This is a genomic window from Zobellella maritima, assembly GCF_003075035.1.
Classification (GTDB): Bacteria; Pseudomonadota; Gammaproteobacteria; order Enterobacterales; family Aeromonadaceae; genus Oceanimonas; species Oceanimonas maritima.
The window spans coordinates 365,166-382,086 of the sequence record NZ_QCZE01000001.1 but is presented as its reverse complement, the minus strand read 5'-3'; the positions used below and the strand labels follow the sequence as shown (position 1 = coordinate 382,086).

12 protein-coding genes are annotated in these 16,921 nt (G+C 56.9%); 3 read left to right on the top strand and 9 right to left on the bottom strand.

The genetic code is table 11. From position 1 onward, the window contains the following. Positions 1 to 126 precede the first annotated feature (126 nt). From DCS96_RS01780 to DCS96_RS01755, 6 genes are all read right to left on the bottom strand, one after another. A complete protein-coding gene (locus DCS96_RS01780; RefSeq protein ID WP_116472652.1) occupies positions 127 to 1,050 on the bottom strand; it encodes a sugar ABC transporter substrate-binding protein in 924 nt (307 codons plus the stop codon). A gap of 949 nt (positions 1,051 to 1,999) precedes the next feature. Next, a complete protein-coding gene (locus DCS96_RS01775) occupies positions 2,000 to 3,502 on the bottom strand; it encodes a CoA-acylating methylmalonate-semialdehyde dehydrogenase (protein ID WP_116472651.1) in 1,503 nt (500 codons plus the stop codon). Between the two features lie 11 nt (positions 3,503 to 3,513). Beyond that, on the bottom strand, positions 3,514 to 4,404 hold the full coding sequence (iolE, locus tag DCS96_RS01770) for a myo-inosose-2 dehydratase (RefSeq protein ID WP_116472650.1): 891 nt from the start codon (positions 4,402 to 4,404) through the stop codon (positions 3,514 to 3,516). 205 nt (positions 4,405 to 4,609) lie between these two features. Beyond that, positions 4,610 to 6,463 (bottom strand): 3D-(3,5/4)-trihydroxycyclohexane-1,2-dione acylhydrolase (decyclizing), encoded by a 1,854-nt coding sequence (gene iolD, locus DCS96_RS01765; RefSeq protein WP_116472649.1) that lies wholly within the window; start codon positions 6,461 to 6,463, stop codon positions 4,610 to 4,612. A gap of 2 nt (positions 6,464 to 6,465) precedes the next feature. Then, positions 6,466 to 8,379, bottom strand: coding sequence for a bifunctional 5-dehydro-2-deoxygluconokinase/5-dehydro-2-deoxyphosphogluconate aldolase (locus DCS96_RS01760; RefSeq protein ID WP_116472648.1), 1,914 nt, complete (start codon positions 8,377 to 8,379; stop codon positions 6,466 to 6,468). Between the two features lie 36 nt (positions 8,380 to 8,415). Then, positions 8,416 to 8,643, bottom strand: a complete 228-nt coding sequence (locus tag DCS96_RS01755; protein ID WP_157953550.1) for a hypothetical protein — start codon at positions 8,641 to 8,643, stop codon at positions 8,416 to 8,418. A gap of 415 nt (positions 8,644 to 9,058) precedes the next feature. On the opposite strand from DCS96_RS01755, the gene DCS96_RS01750 reads away from it, so the two are divergent. Next, complete coding sequence (locus DCS96_RS01750; RefSeq protein WP_116474486.1) at positions 9,059 to 9,904, top strand: MurR/RpiR family transcriptional regulator; 846 nt, start codon at positions 9,059 to 9,061, stop codon at positions 9,902 to 9,904. 145 nt (positions 9,905 to 10,049) lie between these two features. Here DCS96_RS01750 and DCS96_RS01745 read toward each other — a convergent pair whose 3' ends face one another. The 3 genes from DCS96_RS01745 to DCS96_RS01735 form a co-directional block, all read right to left on the bottom strand. Beyond that, entirely contained in the window at positions 10,050 to 10,799 is a 750-nt protein-coding gene (locus DCS96_RS01745) for a sulfite exporter TauE/SafE family protein (RefSeq protein ID WP_198649896.1), read from the bottom strand. A gap of 280 nt (positions 10,800 to 11,079) precedes the next feature. Continuing rightward, positions 11,080 to 11,907 carry a sugar phosphate isomerase/epimerase family protein gene (locus tag DCS96_RS01740; protein ID WP_116472646.1) on the bottom strand — a complete coding sequence of 276 codons (828 nt, stop codon included), beginning with the start codon at positions 11,905 to 11,907 and terminating at the stop codon, positions 11,080 to 11,082. A 176-nt stretch (positions 11,908 to 12,083) separates the two neighbouring features. Beyond that, the gene (locus DCS96_RS01735) at positions 12,084 to 13,520 is read right to left on the bottom strand and encodes a sugar porter family MFS transporter (protein WP_116472645.1); all 1,437 of its coding nucleotides are present in this window, start codon (positions 13,518 to 13,520) and stop codon (positions 12,084 to 12,086) included. Between the two features lie 461 nt (positions 13,521 to 13,981). Here DCS96_RS01735 and iolE (DCS96_RS01730) point away from each other — a divergent pair, with 461 nt between their 5' ends. Beyond that, the gene (gene iolE, locus DCS96_RS01730) at positions 13,982 to 14,875 is read left to right on the top strand and encodes a myo-inosose-2 dehydratase (RefSeq protein ID WP_116472644.1); all 894 of its coding nucleotides are present in this window, start codon (positions 13,982 to 13,984) and stop codon (positions 14,873 to 14,875) included. Positions 14,876 to 15,006: 131 nt separating this feature from the next. Continuing rightward, positions 15,007 to 16,878, top strand: a complete 1,872-nt coding sequence (iolD, locus tag DCS96_RS01725) for a 3D-(3,5/4)-trihydroxycyclohexane-1,2-dione acylhydrolase (decyclizing) (protein WP_116472643.1) — start codon at positions 15,007 to 15,009, stop codon at positions 16,876 to 16,878. Positions 16,879 to 16,921 lie beyond the last annotated feature (43 nt).

Here is a 16,921-nt window from a genome sequence, read left to right as displayed (position 1 = left end):
TGTCCAGTGCCTTGACACCGGGGAAGCCTTTGCTGATGCCGTCGGCTTCAAGCACATATGGGTACATCTGATTTCCTCCGAGACGTCTCACTGGACCCCGCCGGCTGGCGGGGCCCGCGCCAAACCTTAGTTACGTCCAACGTACCGCTTGTAGTTTTCCGCAGTAACCAGTTCGAAAGGAATCATCACGCTCTGCTCCACCGCTTCGCCCTTGGCCAGCTTGTAGGCGGTCTCGACGGCCGCCGCCCCCTGACCCTTGGCATCCTGGAACACGGTGACATCCATCATGCCTCGGTCAACAAAGGCCAGGGCGTCGGGAGTGGCGTCCACCCCGCCGATAATCACCTCTGCCAGCCGGTTCTTGCCCAGGGCCATGATGGCGCCGATGGCCATCTCATCGTTGTTGGCGGCAATGGCATCGATTTCGTAGCCGGACAGCAGCCAGTTGCTGGTGATGTCAATACCTTCCTTACGCGCCCACTTGCCGGTTTCCTTAGCAATGATGTTGATATCCGGGTATCGGGCGGCCACTTCCTCCACACCACGGGTGCGGTCGCGGGTGGCTTCATCAGACAGGGCGCCCATCAGGATGGCCACATTGCCCTTGCCACCCAGCTGTTCGGCGATGTATTCCATCTGCAACTTGCCGGCCAGCTTGGAATCCGAGCCCACGTAGACCATGTTTTCGGGTAACTCGGTTTCGGGACGGCGATTGACGAACACCAGCGGAATACCGGCATCAGCGGCGCGCTTGATGATGGGCGCCACCGCCTGGGTATCCACCGGGTTGAGAATAATGACATCCAGTTTCTGGCTGACGAAACTTTCCACCTGCTGCAGTTGCTGGGCCACGTCCGACTTGGCATCCTCGAACTGGGCATCGACGCCTTCCAGCTCGACCACCTTGTCCTGCATGGCCTGGCGAATCAGGGCCAGGAAGTTGTCATCAAACTGAGCCATGGACACCCCAACCTTGATGTCATCGGCATGGGCGCCAAACGGCAAAGCAGCAGCCAGGGCGGAGGCAACAATCAGCTTTTTGAATTTCATGATCTTACTCCTTGTGAGAAACCGGGTATGTTTCGTTCCTTGTTCGGGCCACCCAACCAATTGACTGCCCGATAAAATCGTTACCAGTAATACTGAACCACGAATTGAATATTTATTTCGAAATTAATAATGTTGGAATTTATAGTTTTAATCAAGACGCCATTACCACCAGGCATCAAAAAAATAACAATTATTTGACATGGATCGTATTATGACGCTGACAAGTCTTGGTTGAGGAGGATGTTAAAATAAAAAATATTTTTAAATCAATAACTTGATTATTGCGTGAGAATGCGAGGGAAAGAACCGACGGCTCTGCGTCATGACCATAAGAAATAGGATTAAGGGTTGATAAAATGAAATATAAATTTCAAAAAAAGATGATGACCGCCAACGCGCCCTGCTCCGAATAACATGACAGCAGTTCCAGACTCACTTGTACTCAGATTCTGGATGCAGTGAGATGTAATACCAATTCCAGTAAGGATCTGATCACCCTTTGAATTCAGTCACCAGAGGCAACACAGCCACCTATCACGACACGCTACGAATACATCATCCATGTAGGCTCGGACATGCCATCCCTGTATGTCACGGTCATGAACGGCATTCCCTGTTCCCTCTCTTTGAATATCGAACCGTCCGCAGACGGCAACGCCGTTACATTCGTGAGGACAAAGGGCTCTGTTCAGCCTACTATCTGGCCGCCATGGATCGCGGGAATGCCGGGACGGCAGGAGCACTTCCCGGCCGCGTCACAGATGGCACGGCTGAGCCTACAAGAATGTATTTACGGCGGGTCGGAGGAGCGGGCCCTTTGTCCGGGATTGATATAACAATAAAACAGATCAGTTGTTTAATGGGATAGGTATAAGGTCACATGGCCGGCAGAACGCGGCAAAAAAAGAGCCTGCACAAGGCAGACTCATGATGATCCTTGTTCGGTCGCTTACTTCATGGTTGGCATCGAGAACTCGGCGGCCTGCTGGGGTTCGGAGGGCCAGCGGCTGGTGACCGTTTTCATGCGGGTATAGAAACGTACGCCATCGGGACCGTGCACGTTCAGCGGACCGAAGATGGAGCGCTTCCAGCCGCCAAAAGAATGGAACGCCATGGGTACCGGGATTGGCACGTTGATGCCCACCATGCCCGCCAGCACGTCCTGGCTGAACTGGCGACCGGCGTGGCCGTCGCGGGTGAAGATGGCGGTGCCGTTGCCGTACTCGTGGCTGTTGACCAGCGCCAGCGCAGAGGCATAATCGGGCACCCGTACCACCGCCAGCACAGGGCCGAAGATTTCTTCCCGGTAGATGGTCATCTCCGGCGTCACCTTATCGAACAGGGTGCCGCCAACGAAGTAACCGGCCTCATGGCCCGCCACCTTCAGGCCACGACCATCGACCACCAGCTCGGCGCCCTCGGCCTCACCCTGATTGATATAGCCCACCACCTTGTCTCTGTGGGCCGCCGACACCAGGGGTCCCATGTCGTTTTCCTGGCCCTCGACCACACCCGGGCCGATACGCAGGGCCTCCACCTGGGGCTTGAGCCGGGCGATCAGCTGATCGGCCACCTCGTCACCCACCGCCACCGCCACCGAGATGGCCATGCAGCGCTCGCCGGCGGCACCGAAGGCGGCGCCCATCAGCGCATTGGCCGCCAGGTCCAGATCCGCGTCGGGCATGATGATGGCGTGGTTCTTGGCGCCACCCAGGGCCTGGCAGCGCTTGCCGTGGGCGCTGGCGGTGCTGTAGATATACTCGGCGATAGGCGTGGAGCCAACGAAGCTGACCGCCTGCACCCGATGATCGGTCAGCAGCACATCGACTGCTTCCTTATCACCATTGACCACGTTGAACACCCCATCGGGCAGGCCCGCTTCCTGCAGCAGCGCCGCCAGGCGCAGGCTGGCAGACGGATCCTTCTCGGACGGCTTCATCACGAAGGTGTTGCCGCAGGCAATGGCCACCGGGAACATCCACATGGGCACCATGGTCGGGAAGTTGAAGGGAGAAATACCGGCGCATACACCCAGCGGCTGCATCAGCGAATGGCTGTCGACATTGGTGCCCACATTCAGCGAATGCTCGCCCTTGAGCAGGTGGGGAATACCACAGGCAAACTCCACCACTTCCAGGCCCCGGGTCAGCTCGCCCACGGCATCGGAATAGACCTTGCCGTGTTCGTTGGAAATGATCCTGGCCAGCTCGTCCATGTTTTCTTCAAGCAGCGCCTTGAACTTGAACAGGATACGGGCACGGCGCAGCGGGCTGGTGGTGGCCCAGCGTGGAAAGGCTTTCTGGGCGGCGGCAATGGCATCGCGCACTTCGTCGGCAGAGCTCAGCACCACTTCCCGGGTCTGCTCCCCGGTCGCAGGGTTGTACACGGGAGCAGTGCGGCCGCTCTGGCTGGCGGTCAGGACACCATTGATAAAGTTTTGTACTTGTTCCATTTTTTTCTCCGTTACAGCAAGCCTGCGTCTTTGGCGAACGCATGTAAGTTGTTATGGCCGAGGGTGGCATAGGTCAGGGGATGGGCGACGGACGGATCCTGCTCGGCCTCCACTACCAGCCAACCCTCATATTCGGCTTCTTTCAGTACCCGGAACACACCGGGATAATCGACGCAACCATCACCGGGCACGGTGAAGGTGCCGTCCAGTACCGCATTCAGGAAGCTGGAATTACGGTTGCGTGCTTCTTTGAGCACATCGGCGCGGATATCCTTGCAGTGCACATGATTAATCCGTTTGGACCAGCGACTGGCCAGGTCAACCGGATTTCCGCCGGCAAAGGTGATATGACCGGTATCCAGCAGTAAACCCACTTCCGGACCGGTATGCGCCATCAGCGCATCCACGTCGGCTTCGGTTTCGATCACGGTTCCTATATGGTGGTGATAGGCGACCTGCACCCCCTGGGACTGGGTGTAGCGGGCAAACTCGGTGAGCCTGGCACCGTATTCCTCCCAGCGCTCGGCGGGAAAGCGGGGCCGCTCGGAGACAGGTTTGTCCTGACTACCGTGGATGCAGCCGGTCACTTCGCAAAATACCATCACCTTGCACCCCATCGCCTTGAGCAGTTGCAGATGTGGCTGCACCGCCGCGATTTCTTCTTCCACCGACCGCTTCAGCAGCTGACCTGAATACCAGCCGGATACCAGCTCCAGCTCGTGCCGGTGCAGGATGGGCTTGAGCAGCTCCGGATCCCGGGGGAACTTGTGACCCAGCTCGAAGCCGGCAAAACCGGCCTGTTTGCCTTCATCCAGACAGATGGCCAGGGGGGTGTCACCGCCCAGGCTGGGAAGATCGTCATTGGTCCAGGTTAACGGGTTGATGCCCAGTTTTACGCTCATGGTGTTCTCCAATATATTGCACTCCAGGCAGACGATTCGGCTGCCGGGCGGCGGGACTGATTGGCCACTAAGCCGACCCTCCGCGCCAGGGATGGCGCGGCGGAGCCCCCATGGATGGGTTTACGGCGTGTCGGCGTGAGGCCGGTCAATCCCGCTTTCCAATAAAGTGGCAGACGCCGGTTGTCAGGCCCTGCCGGAATATGGCTTACAGATTCTGCTGCTGGCGAGCCTTGTGGGTCTCGTAGCGGGCGCGGGCTTCCTGCACCTGGCTGCGGGGAGACACTTCCGGCACCGCCACCTCCCACCAGGAGCCACCCTCTTCGGTGACCACCAGGGCATCGGTATCCAGAGTCACCACATAGGTGATGTCCGAGGCCCGGGCCCGCTCCAGCGCCGCTTCCAGCTCCTGGATATTGCCTACCTTCTCGCCTTTCGCCCCCAGGGCGATGGCATGGGCGGCAAAGTCGGTCCTGGGGGCGCCGCCTTCCACCGTCAGGCAGTCGTCGAGCATATTGTTGAAGCCGGGTCCGCCGCAGAACTGCTGCAGCCGGTGAATACAGCCGTAGCCACGGTTGTCGAGCACCACCAGGATCAACTTCCGGCCCAGCATCACCGAAGTGGCGATTTCCGAGTTGAGCATCAGATAGGAACCATCCCCTACCATCACGAAGACCTCGGAGTCGGGTCTGGCCATCTTGACGCCCAGGCCGCCGGCGATTTCGTAGCCCATGCAGGAGTAGCCGTATTCCATGTGGTAGCCCTTGTGATAACGGGTACGCCACAGCTTCTGCAGCTCGCCGGGCAGACCGCCGGCGGCACAAACCACTATGTCCTGCTCGCCCGCAGCCCGGTTGACCGCGCCCACCACTTCCGAGTCGGTGGGCAGGCTGGTACCACGGTCCGTGGTGGCCACATCCTGGGCGTGCAGCCACTGGGCCCGCAGCCGGGCGGCTTGCTCTACCCAGCTGCCTTCGGGCTGCCAGCCCTCAAGACCCGCATGCAGCTGCTGTAGGGTCAGCCTGGCATCCCCCACCAGAGGCAGTGCCTTGTGCTTGACCGCGTCGAAAGAGCCGACATTGATGGTAATGATGCGTGCATCGGGGTTGTACATGGCACGGGAGCCGGTGGCGAAGTCGCCCAGCCGGGTGCCCACCGCCAGGATCAGGTCGCAATCGGCAGACAGCGCATTACTCGAGGCCGCGCCGGTGACACCGATAGAGCCCATATTCTGGGCATGATCCCAGGGCAAGGCGCCCTTGCCGGCCTGGGTCTCGCCCACCGGCAGGTGGTATCGGGTAGCCAGCTGGTCCAGTTCCTTCAGCGCGCCCGAGTAGTGCACCCCGCCACCGGCGATCAACAGCGGTTTCTTCGCGGCGCGGATAAGCGTGATGGCCTCGTCCAGCTCCACCTGGTCCGGCCCCTGGCGGCGCAGGCGGTGTACCTTTTCATTAAAAAAGTGCACCGGATAATCAAAGGCCATGGTCTGCACATCCTGGGGCAATCCCAATGTGACCGGGCCGCATTCCACCGGGTCGGTCAGCACCCGCATCGCCTGGGGCAGCGAGGTCAACAGCTGCTCAGGACGGGTGATGCGGTCGAAGAAACGGCTCACCGGCTTGAAGCAGTCGTTGGAGGTAATGGTGTGATCACTGAATACCTCCACCTGCTGCAATACTGGATCCGGCTGGCGGGTGGCGAAGGTGTCACCCGGCAGGAACAGGACTGGCAGGCGATTGACATGCGCCACGGCGGCGGCGGTCACCATATTGGTGGAGCCGGGGCCGGCAGAGGCGGTACAGGCCATCATGCGCCGGCGGTTGTGGGTCTTGGCGTAGGCAATGGCCGCATGGGCCATGCTCTGCTCGTTATGGGCCCGGTAGGTCGGCAGTTGATCGCGCACCTGGTACAGCGCCTCGCCCACACCAGCCACGTTACCGTGACCAAAGATGGCAAACACCCCGTCGAACAGGGGCAGGATCTCCCCGTCGATGTCCACTTTTTGTGCCGTCATAAACTTCACCAGGGCCTGAGCCATGGTCAGACGAAGGGTATGAGACATGCTTATTCTCCTCGATGACGCTGACGCCAGAGGGCAATCAGGTTGTGGTATTTCTGTTTGATGGCGTCGACGAGCCCCTGGTCATCGATGCGTCCGGCCAGCCAGTCGCGACTCGGGGCACCGAAAATGCTGCGACCGATGGCGAAGCCCTTGACCAGCGCCTTGCCGGCAGCGGCATTGAAGCCCGCCCGCAGATCGTCCTCCGGCGCATCCAGCCCCAGGATAACCACCCCGTGGCAGTGGGGGTCGCGCTCGGTCACCACCGCGGTCACCTCATCCCAGCCATGGCTGGACAGGGGTGGCAGTTTCCACCAGTCGGGCTTGACGCCGATGTTGTAGAAGCGCTTCAGTGCGCGGATATAGAGCTCGTCGCTCTTGGGCATATCCGCCGGCAGTATCACCTCCAGCAGCAGCTCGTGACCACTCTTGCAGCAGGCCTGATACACCTCGGTGATCAGCCGCTCCTGCTCCAGGCGCAGTGCTACCTGATCTTCCGGATGGTAGAACACCAGACACTTGACGATATGCTCCAGCGGCCAGTCGATCAGCTGGCTACCGATATTGCCATGCTCCAGGCGCAGTGGACGCGAGCTCGGCAGCTCCAGCGGCCGGCCTATCCACCAGCCCTGGCCGGTAATTTCGTTGAGGACCGGCTGGCCGAAGGTGGTGTCGGCCAGTATACCGGCCTTGCCCTCGAGCCCGGCCTCTTCGGCCACCTGACGGCCGGCCTTGAGGATCAGTTTCTTCAGGTGCGGTATCGCATCGATATCGGCCCCTGCCTCAATCGCCATATCCACGAACTGACGCCGATGATCGAAGGCCAGGATGCACAAGTCGTCCCACTCCCGGTCCCGGGTGGTGACCCGGTGCAGGTGATTGAGCCGCGCATCCAGGTCGGGTCGGGGCACACTCTCTGCGCGGGACAGGTAATCGTCCAACTCTTCCTTACTCGGCATGGCCGGCGCACAGCCATGGCGGGACACCACCAGGGCACCACAGGCGTTGGCATAGCGACAGGCCTGCTCCCAGCCTTCATTGTTCAGGTAGCCGCGTAAAAGACCGGACATAAAGGCATCACCGGCACCCAGTACATTGAGTACCTCCACCCGGACCCCATACACGGTCAGCCCCTCGTCCAGGGTAGTAGGAATGGCCGTTTCAAAGACAGAACAGCCCAGCGGGCCACGCTTGCAGACCAAGGTGGCGTCGCTTACCTCACGCACAGCCTGCAGGGCGGTAATGGTATCGGTGCTGCCGCCGGCAATATGAAATTCCTCTTCGGTACCGACGATCAGGTCAAACTGACCCAGCATGGCCTGCAGTTCGGCAGTCACCTTGGGAGCATCCAGGTAGCGGGTTTCGCCATCGCCGCGGCTGGTCAAGCCCCAAAGCACAGGGCGGTAATCGATATCGAGGGCGGTTTTCACCCCATGCTTGCGGGCATACTCCAGCGCCAGCGCGACCGCGGCACGGGTATCCGGGTGAGACAAGTGGGTACCCGTAATAGTCAGGCACTTGGCCGAGGCAATGAAGTCCTCGTCGATGTCTTCCGCCCGTATGCCCATATCGGCGCAGTTTTCCCGATAAAAGATAAGCGGGAAGGTATCTTCATCCTTGATGCCCAGCACCACCAGGGCGGTAAGCCGCTCGCTGTCGGTTTTCAGATGACTGACATCAACATCCAGGCGTTCGAGCTCTTCGCGCAGAAAACGTCCCATATGCTCATCGCCAACCCGCGACAGCATGGCCGACTTGAGGCCCTGGCGAGCAGTGCCATAGGCAACATTACCGCTGGATCCGCCCAGGTACTTGGCAAAGGTCGCCATATCTTCCAGCCGGGCGCCGACCTGCTGTCCGTACAGATCAACGGCCACCCGCCCGAGACAAATTACATCCAGATGTTTTCGTACTGACATTCCGCTCTCCTTAAAGGGCCGCTCGGCCATCTTCCCTTATTGAATCTCTTCCACATGAATCCACTGACGACGCTCGGAGAACAGGATGCTGGCATGACAACAGCAGAAATCACCGATACCGTTCAGATTCACGCATCTTGCTGCCGCCGTCACCTCGATATCATCGCCCAAGAGAAAGTCACGTTTCGTTTTGCCATTTATACGAAATAAAAATTTCACCATCAACAAAACATGAAACATTTGCATATAAATGTGATGTAACACACATTTCTCTCTTTCTTCCCCGGCTTCCGCTCTACATTCTCGCGCCACAAAGATAAAAAATGATTCAATATCAAAATATTAATCAAAAAAACCAAGGTGAAAACGACGAATGCTTCTGTCATCAAGACGTTAAAACCAAGGAGCGCTTCAAAAAGAGCCATCGTTACTTGATCTCTGCTACCCAGGCGCCCCCTTGAATGAAAACGGATGGAATATAACGTGACTTCCTATGGTATGGCTGTACCGTCCGGAAGACCGGATGAGCCGTTGCGATCGGGATTTTTGCAAACTGAATCGATTCACCATAAATGAAACATTTATTCTGAACAAATGTTTCATTTATACTGTTCCTAACTCACCGGTCAGCACCAGCAACCAGCCGGTCAATCATCCACCCGCCTTGTCGAGAGTCGCCATGTCAGCACCAAACAACTATGCCGAATTACAAGATGTCATCCGCAGCCGCTATGGCGAGCTCAGCAAGCGTCTGCAGCAGGTGGCAGCCTATGTACTGGATAACACCAACAGCGTTGCCTTTGATACGGTGGCGGTGATCGCCGAGCAGGCCGATGTACCGCCGTCCACCCTGATCCGTTTCGCCAACGCCTTCGGCTACAGCGGCTTCAATGACATGAAGCAGGTCTTTCGTCGCCATCTGATAGAGGAAACCGCCAATTACACCGACCGGGCCCGGCTGTTCCGGGAGCTGGAAGATCAGGCTGCCCCCGAGCGCCCCGAGGAAATCCTCAACGAATTCGCCCGGGCTAACGGTCAGGCGTTGCAGCAACTGGCCGCCCAGACCTCGGCGGATGATCTGAACATAGCGGTGCAAGCCCTGGCCGACGCCGACAACATCTATGTGATTGGTCTGCGCCGCTCGTTCAGCGTCGCCACCTACCTGACCTATGCCCTGCGTCACCTGAACCGGCGGGCGTTCCTGATCGATGGCCTGGGCGGCATGTTCCAGGAGCAACTGGAACTGATCGGCCCCAGGGACGTGGTGGTCGCCATCAGCTTTTCGCCCTATGCCCAGGAAACCCTGGCGCTGACTGAAACCGCTTCCAAGATCGGTGCCAAGCAGATCGCCATTACCGATAGCCAGGTCAGCCCGCTGGCCTCGTTCAGCGACATTTGCTTTGTGGTTAAAGAAGCCCAGGTAGACGCCTTCCGCTCCCAGTCCGCCAGCCTGTGCCTGGTGCAGACCCTGGCGGTATCGCTAGCCCTTTATGAGGAAAATGGCAAGAAAAAAGCCTATAACTGAGCCAATCCGTAGATAAGAGCTTAACTCGTTGAGCTATCTCATCTCTGCTCACAGTCCCAAGGCGCCGCTTTAATTGGCGCATGTCAGCAGGCAAATCGTCAACGAGCCTGCACCGCACATGCGCTGCAGGCTCGGCCAGTAACAGTTATTTAGACAGCCAGCCGTCCGCAAACAGCTTGATTCCCGAAAGGAGTAAAAAGAGGTAACACAGGCGATAGACCCATATCTGGCTGACACGGTGCAGCAACCCTACCCCCATATAGACACCGACCGGAGCAAGTGGCATTAACAGCAAGGCGGTCATCAGATTGATGGTATTAAACTCTCCAAGGACAGTGTAGGGAACCAGCTTGAACAGGTTGATGATCGCAAACAGTAGCGCCATGGTGGAAATCAATGCGACCTTTTCCAGCTTGAGTGGCAGCAGATATATGCTGGCGGGCCCTCCCCCGGCATGTATCGCCGTACTGGAAAAACCACTGAGCAAACTCCACCACCAGGCACCTGCCAACCCCGCCGGTCGTTGCGTCGCCCCCCGTTGCGACACATACTGAAGGCAGAAAAGCAATGATAGCCCGCCAACCAGTAACTTGAGCCCCGCCGCCGGCATGATGCTCAAAAACAGCCCGGCCAGAAACACCCCCAGCAGTGACCCCGGCAGCATTCTTTTCAGTACGGAATAATCGGCACTGGTATGATGCTGTTTTACCGCGAACATATCCATCACGCACAGAATGGGCAGTAAAATCGCCGCGGCCTGGGTAGGAGAGATGACGATTGCCATCATGGGAACAGCGATAATCCCCAGCGCCCCGCCCAATCCTCCTTTGCCAATACCGTAAATCAGCACGGCGGGAATGGCGGTAACATAAAACCAGGGATCGGTCACCAGCATGATTGCATCACTCTTTTTTCTGTTTGTGTCGCAGCAACTGGCCGTCACCACTGCCGGTGATCCAGACCTGGTGCCATCCCTTGCAACGGCCATGACCTGCGGCTATCAGTCAGGCTCCGGCCTCAGGGCGGGCGCCGTACCTTTTTGTTCAAACACGGTTGACAATCCGTTACCATCAACCGGATACGCCACCCCCTCTACATGCTACTGATATAGAGCGTCTGTGTGGCAGTACCCGCCGTCTCTGTTAGCTTATTGTTGGCGCATTATTTACCAAAAACTACATAAACAAGCGCTTCATGCCGGCCAGCATCGCACTAGCGACCTCGTAATGATCCGCCTCCCACAGCTGATCATTCAAAAATTCGCCGGAATAAAAGCCGTCATACCCAGTGCTTTGTATGGCACTGGCCCACTCCTGCAGCGGGATCTCGCCCTCGCCCAGCAAACAGCCGCGTAACAGCTTTTCATCCACCCAGGGCGCTCCGACGTCGGGACGCAGGCCATCCGACAGATGCACATTGTAAATCAATGACTTGTCAATCCTCGCCATGTCTTCGGGGGTGGCACCCCGGCATGACCAAAAATGCCAGGTATCCAGCACAAAACCAAAATTGTCGCGCCCGACTGCATCGTGGAGCCGGTAGTAATGCTCCAGGGTGGCAATCGGCGTCCAGGCCGCCCCCTCGTATTGAAAGCGAATACCATGTTCCTTGCCGATATCGGCAATGTTGCGGATATTCTGGGCGGTAATGCGAATATTGTCTTCCACAGACAAGCCGGTGAGTGCCTCGAACGCATTCAGCTGGATGGTGGCCGCACCGATATCGGCGGCAAACCGGCATAAGGTTTCTGCATCCTTGAACAGCCGGGATTGCTGTTCCTTGCCCGTACTTTCCACCGAACCGATAATATCGATGGCCGACGGCGCTATCTTGGCCTCGTCCAGTCGTGCTTTCAGTGCCTGACTGGTCAGGCCCGCCTGAATATAGCGCCATAACTTGTCGGTGTGTATTTCCAGCCCATCGTAGCCCGTTTCTTTGGCTAATCGAATATCACTCACAATATTGCTGTGTAGTGAGCACATCCCATGCAGTGCGTAGCGCATCCTTAATATCCTTCCCGTTCAATATAAATGACAATTCCGGTTACCGACCGCTCCCCTGCGGTGGCCGGCAACGGCACCTTCCTGATCCCCGCTGCCGTCCCCCTGACCGGGGGCTGCACCGCTTCCAGCAAGCGGGTCCGCCTCCTCGAAGACATGCAGCGGTATCGAGCCGTTAATTAGACTGCGGCCTGTTGCGGCTGCACCACTTTCTTTTTACCCAACTTGCCGGCCATCACCTCTTCCATTTTCTCCAGGCTAACACCCTTGGTTTCAGGCACATACTTCACAACCACCATCATGCAAACCAGTGACAGCACGGCGAACAACCAGAAACTGAAGGCACCGTTGAACTGCGCTTTCAGGAACGCATTGTCGTTCAGCATCGGGAATGTCTGGGTCACGATAAACCCGGTGAACCACTGTGCACCGACGGCAATGGCCATGGCTCGGGCGCGGATACTGTTCGGGAAGATTTCGGATATCATGGTCCAGCATGCACAGCCCCAGGATGTCGCATAGGCAACCACATACAGACACAGGGCGAATAATGCCATATAGCCTTCGGTCTGCTGATACAGTACATAACCAACGATAAACATACCGAGTGCACAGCCTAAAGTGCCGTATTTCATCAGCGGAAGACGACCTACCTTGTCAATGAGATACATACCCAGTGCATTACCCAGGATAAAGACCACACCAACAAAGGTGGTCTGGAACAGCGCATTTTCGGTGCCGCCGGCGATGGGTTTCAGGATTTCCGGGGTGTAGTACATGATGACATTGATCCCGGTCAGCTGCTGCGCGGCGGCAACAAAGGTACCAATAACCAAAATGGCGAACAGCAGAGGCGAACGCAGGCTGACTTGGCTTTTGCCGACAGTTCGACTTTCTTTCAGTGAGTCCTGGATTTCAGCAATAAGACGTTCGGCATGGTCAGGATTGGAAATGCGAGAAAGCATAGTTTTGGCCTGGTCGAGCTTGCCCTTCAATACCAGCCAACGGGGAGATTCGGGAATCATGAACAGCAAGGCTGCAAAAAGCAGGGCCGGCAGCACTTCCGAGCCCAACATCCAGCGCCACCCCAGGTCGACCAGCCAGGCCTCGGACATGCCTTTCGCAATCAGGTAGTTGACATAGAAGACCGCGGTCTGCCCGATAACAGCCGACTGTTGAAACATGCTCACCGCACGACCGCGAAAGTCCTTGGGTGCCACTTCCGACATGTACATGGGAGAGACAACACAGGCCAGGCCGACCGCCACACCACCCACGATGCGCAGCAGCACATAAAAGGTGAAGGTCGTCGCCAATGCCGAACCGATAGCTGAAACGATAAAGAGCACAGCGGCGATAAAGAGGGTATTGCGACGGCCATATGTCAATGCGCTCCACCCGGCACTGATTGCCCCCAAAATGCTGCCAAATACCACACTTGAAACGGCCCAGCCTGTTTCTGCCGAGGTCAGGCCAAAGTGATCACGTATCGGGCCGATGGCGCCGGAGATGACCGCCGTATCATAGCCTAACAGTATCCCTCCCAAGGCGGCTATGCAGCATATCCTGATGAGGTAGGAAAAATTATGAGATTTGGCCTGGGACGCGGGTGTCATCTTCTACTCCTGTGTTGAAATTCCTGTCTCCTGTTGCCGTTGCCTTCGCCAACAAGAAAAATATTTTTCAAATAATAGAAAAAATCATATTCCCTTACGCTGTCAACGACAACACATAACAGTTTCTTTTCCTTTAAAATGTTATTCCGATCAAGTTATTAACGATTAACAAAAACAAATAAAATTATAAGATGTTGTTTTATAAGTTTAAAATTATTTACCCCAGTTTTTTTCGCCACAGGTTCATCACAAATTCATACTTGATAAAAAATACCCAACAAAATGAAAAATATTTTCCATTTTGTTTTTTTGTTGTTTATACTCATCCCCAGTGATGAAGGAGCGATGCAGGTTATGACGGTTGGGCTGAGCGTAGCGATGCCGCCGGGTGGTACCTCCGACAGGACAGAACAGTCAACTTCATTTTGCTGATATATAAAGGAAAACTAAGGAGAAGAAGCATGAGTAAGGTGCAATACGGTATCAGCCCTCTGACCTGGACCAATGATGACATGCCGGAACTGGGCGGCGAGATCCCGCTGGAAACCTGCCTGAACGAAATGGCCGAAGCCGGCTTCACCGGCACCGAGATGGGCACCAAGTATCCGAGAGATCCCGAGGTACTGATCCCCCTGCTGGAACAACATGGCCTGGTGCTGGCATCCGGCTGGTTCAGCGGCAACCTGATGATCCACACCGCAGAACAAGAAATTGCGGCCATGCAGAGCCATATCGGGTTGTTGAAGGCCGCGGGCTGCAGGGCCATGGTCTACGGTGAAGTCAGCAACACCATTCATGGCGATATCAACAAGCCGCTGTCACAGCGTGTGATCCTAAGCCAAGACGAATGGAAAGCCTATGCCGAAAAGCTGACCCAGGTCGCCGATTACCTGCTCAGTGAACATGGTATCAAGCTGTCTTTCCACCACCATGTGGGCACCATCTGCGAAACGGAAGACGATATCAACCAGTTGATGGAGCTGACCGGCGATTCGGTTCACCTGACCCTGGATACCGGTCACATCACCTATGGCGGCGGCAACCCGGTCACCATGATCAAGCGCTGGGGTCATCGTATCGGCCATATGCATTTCAAGGATCTGCGTCTGGACGTGATGAAGGCCGCCCGCGATGCAGACAAATCCTTTCTGAATGCCGTTCTCGATGGCGTATTCACCGTTCCCGGCACCGGCGATGTGGATTATGACGATGTGTTCGCGGCACTCAAGGAGCGAAATTATGAAGGCTGGCTACTGGTTGAAGCCGAGCAGGATCCTGCCAAGGCACACCCGCTGACCTACGCCAAGACGGCTTACCAGAACATTACCGGCTATGCCAAAAAATACGGCCTCTAGGCTGTAAAGTTCGGCCCTTCCCGGGGAACTTGCTCCCCGTTATAAAAACTGGCTGCCAAATAATCGGGTAAAACGCCCTGCAGCCAGGACAAGGAAGCCATTTTTTCGTGTATCGATACTCGGGGAAGAAAATGAAAACTGTACGCCTGACTGTTGCTGAAGCGCTGGCCAAATACCTGGCGGCGCAAATGATAGAGATTGACGGTAATAAAGAGCAGCTCTTTGGTGCCAGCTTTGCCATTTTTGGTCATGGTAATGTCACCTGCTTTGGGCAACAGCTTAAAAATATCGAAGACAAGATCCCCACCTGGCGTGGCCAGAACGAGCAGTCGATGGCCACAGCCGCCATTGCCTATGCCAAAGCCAACCAGCGCCGCCGTATTGGCATTGCAACCAGCTCCATTGGTCCGGGGGCAACCAATATGGTGACCGCGGCGGGGATTGCCCATACCAATCGCCTGCCCCTGCTGCTGATCTCCGGTGATGCCTATGTCAGTCGCCTGCCCGACCCAGTACTGCAGCAGCCGGAAAACTTCGAAGACCCGTCCATTACCTGCAACGACACCTTCAAGCCGCTGACCCGTTACTGGGATCGTATTGTATCTCCGACCCAGCTGATGCATACCCTGCCCCAGGCGCTTGACACCATGCTGGACCCGGCCACCTGTGGCCCTGTCTTTATCGGTCTGCCCCAGGATATTCAGGGCGTAGCCTATGATTACCCGGAAGTCTTCTTTGCCGAGAAAGTGCACCGGATCCGCCGGCCAGAGCCTGAAATGGTGGTGCTGGAAGAAGCCAGGGACATCCTGGCCAAGGCCAGACGCCCGCTGATCATCTCCGGTGGTGGCGTGCATTATTCACTGGCCACCGATGAACTGGCCACATTTTCAGCAAAACACAATATCCCCGTAGTGGAAACCATTGCCGGTCGCGCCACCATGCTGCAGGACAACCCGCTTAATGCCGGCCCCATTGGGGTCACTGGCTCCGATTCCGCCAATTTCATGGCCGCCCATGCCGATGTGGTGGTCGCCATCGGCACTCGACTGCAGGATTTCACCACCGGCTCCTGGACCGTGTTCCGTAACCCCGACATGAAGCTTGTCAGCATCAACGTCGCCAAGTTTGACGCGGTCAAGCATATGTCCTTCCCAGTACTGGGCGACGCCAGAACCTGCATGACCAAATTGTCCGCACTGCTGGGCGACTGGCGCGCGGACCAGGAGTGGGCGGACACCGCCAAGGCACAGGCCGACCAGTGGAAAGCCCTGGTCCAAAAACGTACCCATCCGCAGGAAGGAGACCTGCTGCCAGGCCTGTCTTCCTATGCCCAGGTGATTGGCAAGCTGAATACCTCGATGGAGCAGGGAGATACCATTCTCACCGCCGCCGGTGGCCTGCCTGCCGAGCTGGCCATGAACTGGCAAAACTACCAGATCGGCAAATTCGATATCGAGTTCGGATTCTCCTGCATGGGCTATGAAATAGCCGGAGGATGGGGCGCCAAGATAGCCAACCCGGACAACGATGTTGTGGTGCTGGTCGGGGATGGCTCATACCTGATCCAGAACTCCGACATCTACTCTTCGGTCCTGACCGGCCACAAGATGATTGTGGTGGTATGCGACAACGGCGGTTTCGCGGTGATCAACAAGCTACAGAACAATACCGGCAATCAGTCATTCAACAACCTGCTCTCCGACTGCCGACGCCCGGACGGCGAGCTGGCCCGCGTGGATTTTGCCAAACATGCCGAGGCACAGGGCGCCATCAGCGAAAAACTGACCTCCATTGACGACTTTGATGCGGCCTTTGCCCGTGCCAAGGCCGCCGATCGTACCTATGTGATAGTGGTCGATATCGATCCGGTTTCCCCGGCGGCCTGGTCCAAGTGTGATTGCTGGTGGGAAGTGGGCCTGCCCGAGGTTACCCGCAATGAGGATACCGCCCGCATGGTGGCGGAATGGGAAGAAGGCCGTCGCCACCAGCGCCCCGGCGTATAAGTCAGGCAACGTCTTGTTGGTCATTCAATTATTGAAGCCGCAG

Excerpts from the sequence above, each read along its gene's own strand:
- DCS96_RS01780 (WP_116472652.1), bottom strand. The coding sequence starts at position 1,050 with ATGAAATTCAAAAAGCTGATTGTTGCCTCCGCCCTGGCTGCTGCTTTG.
- DCS96_RS01775 (WP_116472651.1), bottom strand. The coding sequence starts at position 3,502 with ATGGAACAAGTACAAAACTTTATCAATGGTGTCCTGACCGCCAGCCAG.
- iolE (WP_116472650.1), bottom strand. The coding sequence starts at position 4,404 with ATGAGCGTAAAACTGGGCATCAACCCGTTAACCTGGACCAATGACGAT.
- iolD (WP_116472649.1), bottom strand. The coding sequence starts at position 6,463 with ATGTCTCATACCCTTCGTCTGACCATGGCTCAGGCCCTGGTGAAGTTT.
- DCS96_RS01760 (WP_116472648.1), bottom strand. The coding sequence starts at position 8,379 with ATGTCAGTACGAAAACATCTGGATGTAATTTGTCTCGGGCGGGTGGCC.
- DCS96_RS01750 (WP_116474486.1), top strand. The coding sequence starts at position 9,059 with ATGTCAGCACCAAACAACTATGCCGAATTACAAGATGTCATCCGCAGC.
- DCS96_RS01745 (WP_198649896.1), bottom strand. The coding sequence starts at position 10,799 with ATGCTGGTGACCGATCCCTGGTTTTATGTTACCGCCATTCCCGCCGTG.
- DCS96_RS01740 (WP_116472646.1), bottom strand. The coding sequence starts at position 11,907 with ATGCGCTACGCACTGCATGGGATGTGCTCACTACACAGCAATATTGTG.
- DCS96_RS01735 (WP_116472645.1), bottom strand. The coding sequence starts at position 13,520 with ATGACACCCGCGTCCCAGGCCAAATCTCATAATTTTTCCTACCTCATC.
- iolE (WP_116472644.1), top strand. The coding sequence starts at position 13,982 with ATGAGTAAGGTGCAATACGGTATCAGCCCTCTGACCTGGACCAATGAT.
- iolD (WP_116472643.1), top strand. The coding sequence starts at position 15,007 with ATGAAAACTGTACGCCTGACTGTTGCTGAAGCGCTGGCCAAATACCTG.